Source organism: Tistrella arctica (assembly GCF_039630945.1).
GTDB classification, from domain to species: domain Bacteria; phylum Pseudomonadota; class Alphaproteobacteria; order Tistrellales; family Tistrellaceae; genus Tistrella; species Tistrella bauzanensis.
Genome location: NZ_JBBKTV010000005.1, coordinates 62,914 through 78,772, shown reverse-complemented (window position 1 = coordinate 78,772; position 15,859 = coordinate 62,914). Strand labels below are relative to the sequence as shown.

3 protein-coding genes (1 of these 3 cut by a window edge) are annotated in these 15,859 nt (G+C 71.1%); all 3 read right to left on the bottom strand.

Features of this window, described 5'->3' with window-relative positions:
* Tightly spaced (each overlapping or abutting the next), the 3 genes in view from WG924_RS12195 to WG924_RS12185 form a layout consistent with a single transcriptional unit that may run on beyond the window.
* On the bottom strand, positions 1 to 3,270 hold the 5' end (the start) of the coding sequence (locus tag WG924_RS12195) for a non-ribosomal peptide synthetase (protein WP_345933312.1). It extends 12,621 nt beyond the left edge of the window; only the first 3,270 of its 15,891 coding nucleotides appear in the window; the start codon lies at positions 3,268 to 3,270; the stop codon falls past the left edge of the window.
* Entirely contained in the window at positions 3,267 to 9,419 is a 6,153-nt protein-coding gene (locus tag WG924_RS12190) for an SDR family NAD(P)-dependent oxidoreductase (protein ID WP_345933311.1), read from the bottom strand. Before WG924_RS12190 ends, WG924_RS12195 begins: the two co-directional genes overlap by 4 nt.
* Complete coding sequence (locus tag WG924_RS12185; protein ID WP_345933310.1) at positions 9,416 to 15,859, bottom strand: non-ribosomal peptide synthetase; 6,444 nt, start codon at positions 15,857 to 15,859, stop codon at positions 9,416 to 9,418. Before WG924_RS12185 ends, WG924_RS12190 begins: the two co-directional genes overlap by 4 nt.

Sequence of the window (15,859 nt, the reverse complement as noted above, 5' to 3'; positions counted from 1 at the left end):
ATCGCGGGCGATGCGGGCGACGAGCTGGGTGGCCCGCAGCGAATGGCCGCCGAGCGCGAAGAAATCGTCGCCGGCATGGATACTGCCGCCATCGATCCCCAGCACCTCGGCCCAGAGGGCGGCGAGCGCGATTTCGGTGTCGGTGGCGGGCGGGGCCGATGCGGTGTCGCCGGCGAGCGTCAGGCCGTCGGTATCGGGCAAGGCGCGACGGTCGAGCTTGCCATTGGCCGATCTGGGCAGCGCCGGCGCGATCACCCAGCGCGCCGGGATCATCGGATCGGGCAGGCGGGCGCGGAGATGGCCGCGCAGGGCATCGGCGAGGGCGGCATCATCGCCGGGCATCACCCTGGGCTCGATATGGGCGACCAGGGTCGCGGCGCCGGCGATGGCGCGGACCACGACCAGCGCCTGGGCGACATCAGGATGGCTGCCCAGCGCGGCTTCGATCTCGCCCGGCTCGACCCGGACGCCGCGGATCTTCACCTGATCGTCGGCGCGGCCCAGATAGATCAGCCGGCCATCGGGCAGGCGGCGGACCCGGTCGCCGGTGCGATAGACCCGGCCGCCATCGGGGCCGGTGACGAAGCGCTCGGCGGTGCGGTCGGGGTCGCGATGATAGCCGATGGCCGGGGCCGTGCCGCCGACGCGCAGTTCCCCGGCCACGCCATCGGGCAATACCCGGCCCTGCGCATCGGTGACATAGAGCACGGCACCATCGACCGGCCGGCCGATCGCCGGGCGGTCCGGCCAAGGGTCGGAGACGTGGTCGACATCGCCCGGCTCCAGCAACTCGGCCGCGACGACATGGGTTTCGGTGGGGCCATATTGATTGTCGAGGCGGAAGGGGCTGCGGCGGCACCAGGCCCGGACGGCGGGGGTGATGCGCAATTGCTCGCCGGCGGTGATGACGGTGGTGACGCTGTCCGGGATGTGGTCGGGATGCTCGGCCAGATGATCGGCCAGCGCATGCAGCATCACCACCGGCAGGAACAGGCGGGTGATGGCGTGGTCGCCGATGAAGCGGGCGAGGGCGGCGGGGTCGCGGCGGGTGGCATCGCAGGCCACGATCCAGCAGCCGCCCTCGGCCCAGGCGATGGCGGCTTCCTGAAGGCTGACATCGAAGCCGGTGGGGGCGAAGCCAAGGGTGCGGGCCGGTTCGGGGTGGCGGGCACGGTGCCAGCCGGCCAGTTGATCCAGCGTCCGCCATGCCACTGCCACCGCCTTGGGCGTGCCGGTGGAGCCCGAGGTGAACAGAAGATAGGCGAGGCTGTCGGGGGTGGTGGTAACGCCGCCGCCGGTATCGGCCGGCATGGCTGCCGCCTTGGCATCCGGCACCAGCACCGGCACCAGCACTGGCACCGGGCCGGCAATGGCCGTCAGGCGTGGTTGCAGCGCCGCGGTGGTGATCAGGGCCGCGGGTTCCGCGATGTCCAGCATGATCTGAAGCCGGCTATCCGGCAGATCATCATCCAGCGGCATCACGCCGGCGCCGGCAAGCCAGATCGCCAGCAGCCCGACGCCGTGGTCGATCCCGCGCCCCGCCATCAACCCGACCGGCCGGCCACGGGCATCGTCGCCAAGCTGTGCCGCCAGATGACGCGCCCGCGACAGCAGGTCGGCGCGGGACAGCGTGCCGGTCCGATCGGCGAGCGCCGGGGCGTCCGGCGCGTCGGTCAGACGGGCCAGGATCTCGTCGGGGACATGCGGGTGTCGGATCGGGGCGCCGCGCGATGTTGCATCGATCCGCGCGGCCTCGGCCGTGGTCAGCAGGGAGATTGCTGTCCAGGGTTGATCGGGATCGGCGGCGATCGCCTCCAGCACCAGCGCAAGCCGGTCGATCAGCATCCGCGCGGCATCTCGGCTGATGACCGCCGGGTTGTGGGTGAGCGTCAGCCCGAAGCGGCCGGGGCTGGCATCGCCATAGATTTCAAGATCGAGCCGGGTGGCCGAGAGCGGCGCGGGTCGCGGGATCACGGTCAACCCGTCCAGCACCAGATCTGGAATCGCCGTGTTCTGCACCGCGACCAGCACCCGGAACAGCGGGTTGTCGGTGCCGCTGCGCGGGATGGCGAGGGCATCGACCAGACGGTCGAAGGGCAGGGATTGATGGGCGAGTGCCGCCAGCGTGTCGCTGCGGACCGCGGCCAGAAGCTGGCGCAGCGCGGCCTGATCGCCGGCGGCCGTCAAGCTGCTGCGCAGCACCACCGTGTTGACCAGAAAGCCGACCAGCGGCTCCAGCGCCGGCCGGTCGCGGCCGGCAACCGGGGTGCCGATGGCGAAATCGACCTGCCCCGACAGCCGGGCCAGCAGGATCTGCGCCGCCGCCGACAGGATCATGAAGGCGGTGACGCCTTGCGCGCGGCCCAGGGCCTCCAGGCGGGCGATGGTGGCGGCCGGCAGGTCGTGGCGCACCACCGGATCGCCGTCGAGCCGGGGTTCGGCGTCAGGGCCGGCTGCAAAGGACAGGGGTTCGGGCGGTGGCAGCCCGTCGAGATGGTGGCGCCAATATGCCAGATCCCGGGCGCTGATCCGCGCCTGATCGCGCGCGGCATCGGCATAGCGGAGCGGCAGGGGAGGCAGGATTTCGCCGCCATACAGGGCCGCCAGTTCGCGCACCAGAACGCCCAGCGACCAGCCATCGGCGGCGGCATGATGCAGCACCACGACCAGACGATGCCGCCCCGGATCATTGGCGATGCGGATCAGCACCGTGCGCAGCAGCGGCCCGGTCGCAAGCGCGAAACGACGGCCGGCCTCGGCACGGGCGATGATGTCGGCGGCTGCGTCATCGGCGGCATCGATGACCGGCAGGGGCCAATGGGCAGGCGCCGGGTGCAGCACCGCGCGGGGCGCGCCGTCATGCCCGACCAGCGCGGTGCGCAGCGGTTCATGGCGGGTGACGATGGCGGCAAAGGCGGCCTTGAGCCGGTCGATGTCCAGCGGCCCGACCAGATCGAGCGCGGCCGCGATCGCGGCCGCTTCCGCCGGCGCGCCCAATTGATCCAGAAACCACCAGCGCGCCTGACCGGGCGCGATCGGAATTTCGCCCGGCAGCACGGCCGTGAATGGCAATGGCGGCTCGCGGTCGTCACCGGTCATCGCCGCCGCGTCGGTCAGCAACTGGATCAACTCGTCGCGGCGCGCGGCAAGCTCGGCGCGCAGGTCTTCGGTCAGCGCACCCTTGGGCGCGCGGAAGCGCAGGGCGCCATCTTCGACCCGAAGCGTGATGCCGGCACTGGCAACACGGGTCAGCAGATCTGTGGCGGTCACAGCGCGCCCTCCTCGAAATCGTCATCCGCATCGGCATCGTTCCGGGCGTCGATGTCCGTCAGATCATGTGCCGCGCGCAGGGCATCGATCCGTGCGGCCAGCGCACGAATGGTCGGTGCATCGAAGATCACCGCCGGGGCCAGTGTCAGGGGTGCCCTCTGCCCGTCTGCGCCCGGCTGATCGGCCATGGCCTCGGTGATCCGGGCCACAATCCGTGCCGCCAGCAGCGAATGACCGCCCTGGGCGAAGAAATCGGCATCGATGCTGGCAACCGGTGCTGGCAGCAGTGCCGACCAGATCCGGGCCAGCAGATGTTCGGTGGCGGTGCGTGGTGCGACCGCCGCCGCGATCTGACGGTTCCGCGCCAGATCGGCGGCGGCTGCAGGATCGATCCGGCCATCGGCACCGCGCGGCAGGCGGGCGACGCGCACCACCCGTGGCCGCAGCCTTGTGCCGAACCGGTCGGTGGCCTGAACCAGGGGCGCCGGTGCTATGGCGTCATCCGCCACCAGCAGTACGGCCTCTGTCCGCGCATGACCGGCCGCCGGATCGATCACCCGCGGCCGGATGAAGGGATGGCTGCGATCGACGCCGATAACCGCGCGTGTCATGCCGGCGGCGATCGCTACCTCCAGCGCCATCATCCCGTCTTCAGGCATCACCGGCAGCAGGCCGCGGGCGCGGGCAAGGCCGGCGGCGCCGGTGACCGATTGCCCCATGCCCGGTCCGTCCCACTGGCTCCAGGCGATGGTCAGAATGCGCGGGCCATGACCGTTATTCGCGGTGCGCAGGCGGCTGGCGAGCGCTTCCATCCCGGCATTGGCGGCGGCATAGGCGGCGGTGGATGCCGCCGGCAGATGGGCGACCACCGACGAGAACCCGATCAGAATCGTGTCGGGCAGAGTACCGGTGCGCCGTGCCGTCAGCAGATCATGAAGTTGCTGGAAACCGGCCAGCTTGACGGCGGCCAGACCGGCCACCGATGCGGCGGTCTCATCCACGGCCGGGGCTTCGCGATAGCGGCCGGCCAGATGAAAGATCCCGTCCAGCGGCCGGCCGGCGGCGGCTTCGGCGTCATGCAGGGCGGCGGTCAGCGCCGGCATCGCCGATGGGGCGCCAAGCTCGGCCGCCGCATAGCGGATGGCCGCACCCGCCCGACCAAGGTCCGCACAGGCGGCGGCAACCGCCGGGTCGGCCGGATCGCGCCGGCCGACGATCAGCAGCGCGCCGGCCCCCCGGTCGATCAGATGCCGGGCAAGCGCCTGTCCGATGCCACCCAGCCCGCCGGTGATCAGATAGTGGCCGCCGGGGCGGAGGACCGGACCGTCTGCCGACAGATCCGGGGTGGAGCGTTCAGGCGCCGGCCGCAGCGCCGGCATCAGCCGGTCGCCGGTGGCGGTGATCGTGACATCGCCGATGCCATGGTCGATCTCGGCGCGGATCAGCGCCTCGGGCGTGGCCGGATCGACGCCGATCCGCCGCAGCCGCCATGCGCGGCCATCGGCACCCTGATGCTCGGCCAGGGCCGCGGCGGTGAAGGTGTCGACCGCGGCGGCGGTGACGTCGCCGGCGATGGTGACGCTGACCAGTTCGCCATCCGCGCCGGCGGCAGCCAGCCCTGTCAGAACCGACTGACGCCGGTGGATGGCGGCGGCAAGCTCCATGCCCGCCGGCAGCCGGTCTTCGATGATCGGCCGCGCGGATACGGCCAGGGCAGATGGACCGGCACGTGGTGCTGCCGGCACCATCACCGGTTCCAGCATCACATCGGGCAGGCTGCGCGCGATGCCGAGCGTCTCGCTGATACGCTTGAGCCGGGCATCGAAGGCACCGGATTCCAACTGCCGGCGCAGGGCCGTGCGCTGAATCTTGCCACTGGTGGTCTTGGGGAAGGCGGCGCGATCCAGCGGCACCACCGCCGCCGGGGTCAGCCCCAGGCTGCGCGCCAGCCGGGTGGTGAGCGCGCGGATTTCGGCCGCGCGTGCCGGAGCGTCGTCGGCATCACCGTCCGCATCGGCCTCCGGGACATAGAAGATCGCCACGCCCTCGGTGCCGAGCTCCGGCCGGTCGACGGCGGTGGCGGCAACGAAGGTGGCGGCGATGCCGGGCGCCGTGCCGGCGATATCCTCGATCTCGTGGGCGTGATGATTGGTGCCCCGGACGACGATCACCTCTTTCTCGCGCCCGGTCAGCACCAGCCGGCCCCGGGCGATGAAGCCCAGATCGCCGGTGTCGAACCAGCCGGCATCGGCGAAGGCTGTGGCATTGGCGGCGGGGTTGTCGATATAGCCGGGGGTGGTGACGGCGCCTCGCGCCTGGAACCGGCCGATAACCCCTTCCGGGCAGGTGCCGCCATCGGCATCGGCGATCCGGATCGCGACGCCGGGGATCGGCCAGCCGGCATCGACGAAGGCGGTGGCGCCGGGGCCGGAGCCGTCTGCGCGCCGCAACCGGCCTGACAGCGAGGATTTCGCCACCAGATGCACGGCATCGGGATCGGTGGCATCGACACCGCCGGTCATCACCGTGCACAGCTCGGCCATGCCGAATTCGTTGCGCACCGCGCCGGGCCGCAGCCCATGCGGGGCCAGCGCCCGCAGGAAACCGTCCACCACCGGCGCCGTCACCTGTTCGCCGGCATTGATGAACCAGCGGATCGACGACAGGTCGCGCTGCCGGTCGATCCCGGCCCGGCGGTCGATCTCGGTACTGACCAGCTTGAAGGCGAAATTCGGCGCCCAGGCCAGGGTGACGCGATGGCGTTCGATCAGGTCCAGCCACAGCAGCGGATCGGCCAGAACCGCCGCGGTCGGTGCCTGGATCTGAAGCCGGCCCAGCACGGTATCCTTCAGGTGACAGGTCAGCATCGGCACGACATGGTCGAGCGGCAGCCAGTTCATCGACACATCGTCGGGCTGATGCCCGAAGGCCGCCACCTGACCCCAGATATGGGCGATCACGCCCCTGTGGGTGATGGGGATGCATTTCGGCGTGCCGGTCGACCCGGAGGAGAGCTGGATGACCGCGACGTCATCGGGGGCCGGGACATGAGGCCGGCCGTCGCCGGTGGCGGCCAGCCGGTCGATCGCAAGCAGGGGCAGGGCGGCCATGCCGGCCTCGGCGGTCAGCGACGCCAGACGGGTGGCGACATCGGCTGAGGTTAGAACCGCCGGCCGGCGATCACCGGTCGACAGATGGGTGTGGGTGTTGACGAGCTTGGCCAGAACCGCATCGTCCGCCGCCTGCGGCACGGCCACTGTCACCGGCTGAATGCCGCCCAGAATGCAGGCCCACAGCGTTTCCAGATGCAGGGCCAGATCGGCGAAGACCAGAACCGCCCGATCGCCGGCACCAAGCCCTGTGGCCTGAAGCGCGCCCAGCCGCCCGCGTGCGGCGGCAAGCAGCGCGTCATAGCGCTGAAGCTGTGGTTCCCCCGCGCCGTCATCATGAAGAATGCCGCGGGCGGGATAGCGGGCGGCGGTGGCGACCAGTGCTGAATCCAGCGTGGTCGGTGCATCTTCGGGCAGCACCAGCGGCCCGCCATCGGCGAATGCCGGTGGGGGCGGATTGCCGGGCACCAGCCAGTCGCTGCCATCGGCGGGCGCGTCCGTTACGGATGCTTCCTCATCGGCATGACGCATCGGCCGGTGACCTGGCAGATCCGACAGATGGCGACGGCCGGGGCCGGCGGCGGGGATGTCGACGAACAACACTGCCGCCTCGCCATCGATGGCGGGGGCTGCGGGCAGAGCGATGCGATGCAACGGCCGCAGATCGGGGCGGCCCGTGCTGTCGCGGGGGATGGCCGCGACCGGCACCACCAGATCGGGGCGCAGGCCGGCGGGCAGGGCCGCGCGGATGTCTTCGGCAACATGCAGCGGATCGATCGCGGCGATCGTGGTCGCCACCCATGCCAGCATCAGCGGCTGACCGGCCCGATCGGTGCGGATGGCCACCGCCAGATCGGCGATGTCGGGCCGGCGACGGATCGCGGCGGCGACGTCGTCGGGTCCGATGCGGAGACCATGGCGCGGCAGGCGGCCGGCCATATCGGGCAGAGGCCGGATGCGGCCGCAGGCAAGGCGCCGGCCACGGCTGCCGGCCGGACGCAGGCGCCCCGCCGCCTCGACCACCGCCAACTGGCCCGGCGCGCCCACGGGCAGGGCGGTCAGGCGGCCATCGGGGCCGCCGGCCACCGGTATCAGCCGGGCGGGCGTGTCCAGAACGCGCAGCCCCTGATCATCCAGCAGCCAGGCATGGCCGGGCAGGCCATCATCGGTCAGCAGCAGCCCCAGCAGACGGACGACGCCATCCGGGCGCCGGTCGACGGGTGCCGCATCGGCGGCGATGACGACGGTTGCCGTACCGGCTTCTGTACCGGTGGTCTCGCTGCCGTCTTCGGCGATGGCACCAGCGGCAAGGGCATGGGCCAGGGCAGCGGCATGGCCGGCAAGCTCCGGTGCCAGATCGATCCGCAGCCGGTCACCGGCCGCCAGTGGCAGCACCCGGGCGAGCCAGTCTCGCCAGACCGCAGCGGCATCGGTGGCGGATGATGGCTGGGCGAGATCCGCCATGAACGGGACGGGGGCGAGCGGCAGCGCCGACAGCATGACATCGCCATCGGCGGCAAGGGCGGCGGCGATGCGGGGAATGCTGGCGGCGATCGCGTCGGCCAGCGCCGCCGGCACCCGGTCGGGTGCATGGCTGAGCGACCCGCCAAGCCCGCCGCCGGGCAGGTCATACACGGTCAGATAGAGCGCGAAATCCAGCCGGCTGCCCGCCACCGGCAGTGACCGGAAGGTCAACCCGTCGCGGGCGGCGGCGGGCACCGGCACGTTGAGGAAGCTGAAGGCGGCATCGATCGCCGGCCGTGCATCGGCGCCATGGGCCTGATCGATCGCATCCATGATCTCGGCCAGCGTGATGCCGTCATGGGCCTGGGCGTCGATCGCCGCGTCACGCGCCGCGGTCAGCAGCCGATCGGCGGGGCTGTCGTCGTTGAGCGCCGCGCGCAGCACCACGACATCGGCGAATTCACCGATGGTACGGTCCAGCGCCGGGTCGTTGCGGTTGGCGACAGCCACCGCCACCGTCAGGTCATCCATGCCGGTGAAGCGGGCGAGCGCGGCCTGGAAGGCCGCGAGCAGGCCGGTGAACAGGGTGGCACCGGGCACACGGCGGCTGAGACCTGTGAGCGCGGCTGCCAGCGCCGGCGGGATGTCGAGCGGTATATGGCGTGCCGGCAGTGCCCCGTCTGCGCTGTCCTCGGCACCGGTCGTGCCGCCGTCCAGCGCCAGCCGCGACGGCGCGCCGGCCAGCATCTCGACCCAATAGGATAGCCGATGGTGATGAGCCGCTGCCCCGGCGGCGCCATCGGCGCGCGCGGCCACCAGCCGTTCGGCCTCTTCAAAGGCCTGGCGGGCCGGGGGCGGTGCCGGCGGCAGGCCGGCCCCGCGCCGGGCATAGGCGTCCTGGATTTCGGCCAGACACAGGCCGATCGACCAGCCATCGGCGATGACGTGATGCAGCACCACCACCAGTCCATGCAGATCCGGCCGATGCGGGCCGGGGCGGCATCGGATCAGCCGCAGCCGCGACAGCGGGCCGGTGGCGGCATCGAAGGGGCTGCATCTGGCCTCTGTCGCCGCAGCCGACAGCGCGGCATCGATCATGTCGTCATCGGCATCGGCCGGCAGATCCAGTGTGACCCGTTCGAGCGCCGCCGCCGGTACCGGCAGCACCTCTTGAACCGGGCCTGCGGGGGTGTCGATGATGCGGGTGCGCAGGCTGGCCTGGGCGGCGACCACGTCGCCGGCCGCCAGCGCCAGCCGCTCGGCATCCAGCGGGCCGTCGATCCGCAGCACCGCCGCCATGGCATAGGCATCGCCCGCCTGCCCGCCATCCATCAGAAACCGGAAGCGCGACTGTGCCGGCGACAGCGGCGCCCGGCGTCCCGCCATTGGCAGAGCGCCGCCGGCCACCGCGGTCGCGGCGGTTCCGCCGGTCGTTCCGGCGGTGCCGTCGCGCCCGGCCAGCCGCTGTTTCAGGGCGGCGCGTTGCGCCGGGGTCAGTGACGACAGCCGATCGAGCAGGCTGGCAGTCTGTTCGCGGGCGGTCTGCGGGGCCTGGGCTGCGGGATCTCGGGTCATTGGGCGGCGGTATCCGGAAGCGATTCGATGCTGGCGAGCAGGGCCGCAAGGTCGTCATCGGTCCCGGCCAGTTCCGCGGCCAGGGCGTCGGCGAGCGCTTCCAGCGCGGGGGCGAGGGTGGCGATGGTCGGGTTTTCGAACACGGTGCGCAGTGGCACATCGACCGGCAGTGCCTCGTTCAGCCGCCCGACCATGCGCACGGCCTTGAGCGAATGGCCGCCGAGGGCGAAGAAATCGTCATCGATGCCGATCGCCGGGCGGCCGAGGATATCGGACCAGATGCCCGCGATCAGCTGCTCGGTGGGCGTTGCCGGCAGGCGCTGTGCGGTGGCGGTGCCGGCCGGCACCGCACGGGCTGCAAGCGCGCGCCGGTCCAGCTTGCCGGATGTTGTCAATGGCAGGTCGGCGGTGTGGATGAACCGCGCCGGGATCATGTGGATCGGCAGGTGGCGCGCCAGATGCCGGCGCAGGGCCTCAGGGGCCGGCAATGATGCGGTGCCACGCAGCAGAATCCAGGCGATCAGCGCCTCGGTGCCGTCGACCTCGGCCCTGACCACCACGCCCGCCTGTGCGATGCCGGGGTGACGGATCAGCGCCGCCTCGATTTCCGCCGGTTCGATCCGCTGGCCGCGCAGCTTGACCTGGGCATCGATCCGGCCCTGATAGCAAAGCCGGCCGGCCGCATCCACCCGCGCCCGGTCGCCGGTGAGGTAGCGGCGCGCACCCGGCGAGGTCGCGGCCGGATCGGGGCGGAAGGCCAGCGCCGTGCGTGCCGGATCGCCCAGATAGCCCCGGCCGACGGCATCGCCGCCGATCGCCAGTTCGCCCGGCAGCCCCGGTGGAAGACTGCGGCCGGTGGCATCGATCACCGCCAGATGGCTGCCGTCGATGGCAGACCCCAGCGGTGCGGTGCCGCTGACCGGCACGGCATCGGCCACCCAGGCGGTGGCGTCGATGCAGCATTCGGTGGGGCCGTAGAGATTGATGATCGCGCAGCCGGCGGGCAGGGTCGCGCGGGCGGTGGCGATGGTTTCAGCACCCAGCGCCTCGCCCCCTGAAAACAGCCGGCGCAGATGACGGGCACGGGCGAGCGGCGCCGGGCCTGTCGTGGCATCGGCCAGCGCATCGATCAGGGTGGGCGTGGCCTGAAGCACGGTGACCGCCTGCGCCTGCAGCAGATCGCCCAGCACTGCCGGATCGCGGTGACTGCCGGCGGGCGCCAGAACCAGCCGTGCACCCGCCATCAGCGGCGCCCAGAATTCCCAGACCGAGGCATCGAAGCCGACCGGGGTTTTCTGAAGCACGGCATCGCCGGCGGTCAGCGGAAAATGCCGGGCCATCCAGTCCATATGCCGGGCCAGCGCCCGATGCGGGATCATCACGCCCTTGGGCGTGCCGGTCGATCCGGAGGTGAACAGGATATAGGCCAGTTGGTCGGGATGTATCGGCCGCGGCGCCGGCATCATCTCGCCATCGGCACCCGCATCGAGCGCGCGGACGCTGTCATCATCCAGGATCAGCGCTGGTGCCGCCTGATCGCGGATCAGCCGCAACCGGGCTTCGGGTTCATCGGGGTCGAGCGCCAGCCACGCGGCACCCGTCATCACCACCGCCAGCATCGAGACCACAAGCTCGATGCCGCGTGGATGGGCAAGGGCGATGATTGCCTCGGGGCCGACGCCGGCCCGGACCAGAGCCGCAGCGCGCCGGCCGGCACGGGCGACCAGCCCGGCATAGCGCAGCGTCTCGCCGCTGGCGGCATCGACGATCGCTGCGGCATCCGGATCGCGACCGGCTGCGTCGAGCACGGCGGCGGCGATGCCGGCGGGCTCCGCGGCCGGATCCGGGGTGGTAACCCATGCCGGCCGCGCGGGGGCGCCATTGCCATCGGCCAGACCGGCGACCAGCGCCGACAGCCGCGCATCGGGCGTGCCAGCGGCATGGCGGAGAAGAGCATCCAGCTGATCGGCGATCAAGGCGATGGTGGCGGCATCGAACAACTGGGTGCGATAATCGAACCGCCAGATCATGCTGGAGCCCAGATCTTCGACCGACAGCATCAGATCGAATTTGGCGGCGGTGAAGACGGGGGCCATGCGGGTGAGTTGCACGCCGGCAAGATCGAGCCGCGACGCGCCCGCCATCTGCCAGGCCAGCATCACCTGGAACAAGGGCGTGTGACTGAGCCGGCGTTCGGGGGCGAAGGCATCGACCAGACGTTCGAACGGCACATCCGGATGATCGAAGGCGGCGAGGCTGGCCCGCCGCGCCCGGGTCAGCAGCTCGACCATCGCCGGGTCGCCGTCCAGCCGCAGCCGGATCGGCAGCGTGTTGGTGAAGAAGCCGACCAGCGGCTCGATGTCGGGATCGGGACGATTGGTGACCGGTGTGCCGATCACAATGTCGGATTGCCCGGCCATGCGGCCCAGCAGCGCCGCGAACAGCGCCAGGATGACCATGAACGGCGTGCAGCCGGCATGCACCGCCAACCGCCGTAACTGGTCGGCGGTGGCCGGCGCCACCAGGTGAACATGGCTGTCGCCATCCGACGACACCACCGGCGGGCGCGGCCGGTCGGTCGGCAGATCGAGCACCGGCACCGCCGTCAGGACGTCGTGCCAGAAGCCGAGCTGGCGGTCGATTTCGGCGTCGGTCAGGCGCAGACGCTGCCAGACGGCGACATCGGCATAGGTGAGCGATGGCGGCGGCGGCAGTGTTCCGCCGTCATAGAGCGCGGCCAGGTCTTCCAGGATGATCTGGCCGGACCAGCCATCGCCGGCGATGTGGTGCAGATTGATCAGCAGGATATGGGCATCCGTGCCAAGCCGGAGCAGGGTAAGGCGGATCAGCGGCGCGGTCGTCAGATCGAAGGCCGCTGCCGCATCGTGCGCCGAGCGGCCGGCGATCGCCTGCGCCTGCGCGGTGGCGGGCAGGGCCGACAGATCCTCGACCGGCACCGCCATCGGCAGGCTGGCCGCCGCCTCGACGATCTGGACGGGATCGCCGTCGATGGTCACGATCCGGCTGCGCAGCATCGGATGGCGGGCGATCACACTGGCCACGGCGTGGTTGAGGGCATCGAGCCGCAACGGCCCGTCGACCCGCACGGCCATGGCCATGTTATAGGCCACGGCGCCGTCGGGCCACTGTGCCAGGAACCAGATCCGCTCCTGCGCAAAAGACAGCGGCCGGGGCGTGCCGTCGGGCAGCATGGCCCTGATCAGGGGGGGAGGCGGCAGGGCGGTGCCCTGGCGGCGCAGGGCGGTCACCCGCGCCGCCAACTGGGCGAGGCGGGGGTGATCGAACAGATCCTCCATCCCGATCTCGACCTCGAACACCGCCCGCAGACGGGTTGCCACCTGCATCGCCTTCAGGGAATGGCCGCCAAGGGCGAAGAAATCATCCTGCGGGCCGGGGCGGACATCATGGGATGCGGGCCGGGTATCATGAGGCGCGGAGCTTGTATCGCGGGGCGCGGAGCGGGCCCCGGCCAGCACCTCGGCCCAGATCGCGGCGATACCCTGCATGATCGGGTCGACGATGCCGGCGCCGGCGGCATCCTCGGCTGCCGGCATCATGCCGGCATCGGCGGCAAGCGCCCGGCGGTCGAGCTTGCCGGATGCCGTCAGTGGCAGGTCGGCGGCGGTGCTGATATGGGTCGGGTGCATGTTCACCGGCAGGATTGCCTGCAGATGCCGGCGCAGCCCGGCCATATCCGGCAGAACCTCACCCGGGGCCGGCACCAGGTGTGCGGCCAGCCGGACGCTGCCATCGGCCAGCCGGGCCAGGGCGACACCGGCCCGCAGGATCGCCGGGTGGCTGGTGAGAGCGGCCTCGATTTCGGCGGGCTCGATGCGTTGGCCGTGAAGCTTGATCTGATCATCCAGACGGCCGAGCGGCAACAGACGGCCCGTCGCGTCCAGCCGCACCCGGTCGCCGGTCAGATAGCGGCGCGCGCCGGGGCGGGCGGCATTGGGGTCGGGGCGGAAGGCATTGGCGGTGCGGGCCGGATCGCCCGGATAGCCACGCCCGACACAGGCGCCGCCGATCGCCAGTTCACCGACGACGCCGACGGCGACCGGCTGGCCGGTGTCGTCGAGCACGACCAGGCTGGCGCCGTCGACCGGCTGGCCAAGCGGCGCCACCGTCGGGGCCGATGGCGGCGGCGCAGGCAGGGGCGGGTCTGCCGTCCATGATGCGGCGTCGATGCAGCATTCGGTGGGGCCATACAGATTGATGATCGCGCAGGCATCCGGCAGCATCGCCCGCGCGGCGGCGATCGTGGTCATGGCCAGTGCCTCGCCGCCGACGAACAGCCGGGTGAGATGGTGGCCGCCGTCGAGCCCGCCACTACGGATCAGGGCATCGAGCAAGGTGGGCGTCACCTGAAGCGTGGTGACGGCGTGGGAGGTGAGCGCGCGGCCGAGCGCATCGGGGTCGCGATGGCTGCCCGCAGGCGCCAGCACCAGCCGCGCGCCTGCCATCAGCGGCGCCCAGACCTCCCAGATCGAGGCATCGAATCCGGATGGGGTCTTGTGGAGGACGACATCATCCGGCCCCAGCGGGAAGGCCCGCTGCATCCAGGCCATATGGGCGGCAAGTGCCTGATGCGGGATCGCGACCGGCTTCGGCTGGCCGGTCGAGCCCGAGGTGTGCAGCAGATAGGCCAGTTGCTGGGGATGCAGGAGATGCTGGACGAGATGGTGCTGGACGAGATGGGCCCCGGCATCGGCCCCGACGGTGTTGTCGAGCGCCCGGGCCGTGGTGTCGTTCAGGATCAGCGCCGGCCTGGCGCTGGCGAGCACTGCCGCCTGTCGTGCCGACGGCTGGTCGGGATCGAGCGGCATCCAGGCGCCGCCGGCCAGCACGACGGCCAGCATCGAGACCACCAGTTCGATGCCACGCGGATGGGCGAGGCCGACCAGGGCTTCCGGACCGATGCCGGCCGTTGCCAGGGCGGTGGCGCGGCGGCGGGCGCGGCTGGCCAGATCGCGATAGCTGAGGCTCCGGCCGGTTTCGATCTCGACGACCGCGGTGGCGTCGGGTGCGCGCCCGGCAGCGGCAAGGACCGCATCGGCGAGCGGCGGGGCGGCCGCATCGTCTGGCAGCGCGCCGGCGATGGCCGCCGGCATTGTGGACCCATCGGCGGCATCGGGGCGGTCGATCTGGTCGAGTGTCGCATCCGGCGTGGCGATCAGCCGGGCAACGAGTAGCTGGAACCGGCGGGCACATTCGACGATGTCAGCCGCCGAATGGGCATCGCTGCGCCAGTCGATATCGATCACCACCGCGGCGTCATCGTGATAATCCCGCACGAACACCGCCAGCGGATGCGGCTCGCGCCCCGTCGACAAGGTGACTGCGCGCGAGGCGGCGGTGCCGAAGCGGGCATCATAGTCGTGACGCTCGAACGACAGGGTCAGGTCGAAGGCCGGAGCATGGCGACCGCGGGAGCGGGCGAGCACCGCGGCCTGTGCCGCCAGCGGCAGCCGCCGATGCCGATAGCCGGCCCGCAACTGCCGGCTGAAGGCGCTGGCGGTGGCAAGCGGCCGGTCGGCGCCGGCGATCGACAGGATCGCCGGCTGAAGGGTGGCGAACAGCCCGATGGCCGCCTTGTGGGCGGGGCTCGGGCGGTTGGCGACCGGCAGGCCGGCAACCAGCGCCCCGGTGCCGGTCACCCGCAACAGGGCAGCCGCGAAGACTGTGGTGATCAGCGGCGCCGGGCCGATGCCGGCGATGCGGGCGATCCCGTCCAGCGCGTTGAACCGGTCACGGGCAAGGGTGATCGTCAGCCGGCGGCCGGGGGCCGGGTCTGCCGGATCGGGCAGCGGCGGCGGCACCACCAATGCGGCCGGGGCCGGATCGAGCGCGTCTGTCCAGTAGCGCTCGGCCGCCGCCTCGTCTCCGGTCAGCGGATCGGGCAGGGCGCCGGCGTCGCTACCGGTCGAGTGCGGCTCGCGGCCTTCGATGATGGCGGTATAGGCGCGGGCGGCGTCCTGGACGATCAGCGAGATCGCGGCACCGTCGACCAGCAGATGATGATAGGCCTTGAACCAGAGATGGCGATCGGGTGCCAGCCGGATCAGCGCCCAGCGAAACAGCGGCGCGTCATCCGGAAACGGCTCCCTGAACCATGCCTGCATATGCTCATGGGCCGTGAGATCAGGATTTGATGTACCGGAAAAGTCACGCCAGCCGAGTGACCATGAGACATCTGTTGATATATAAAACTGTGGCAATTTGCGCGTGAAAATATGTGACGTGCGCAACTGAAGACTGCTATGGCGATCGAGCAGCCCATTCAGTGCCGACTTGAAGGCATCGTGGTCAATAGGCCCGGCGATTTCAACATGACCACCGATATGATACGAGCCACGACCGGTATTCAGTCGTTCATCCAGCCAAATATTTTGATGAGCAATCAGAGTTCGAAAAGACAT

What these genes read in the sequence shown, in the direction of transcription:
- WG924_RS12190 (WP_345933311.1), bottom strand. Translation starts at nt 9,419, where the DNA reads ATGACCCGAGATCCCGCAGCCCAGGCCCCGCAGACCGCCCGCGAACAG.
- WG924_RS12185 (WP_345933310.1), bottom strand. Translation starts at nt 15,859, where the DNA reads ATGTCTTTTCGAACTCTGATTGCTCATCAAAATATTTGGCTGGATGAA.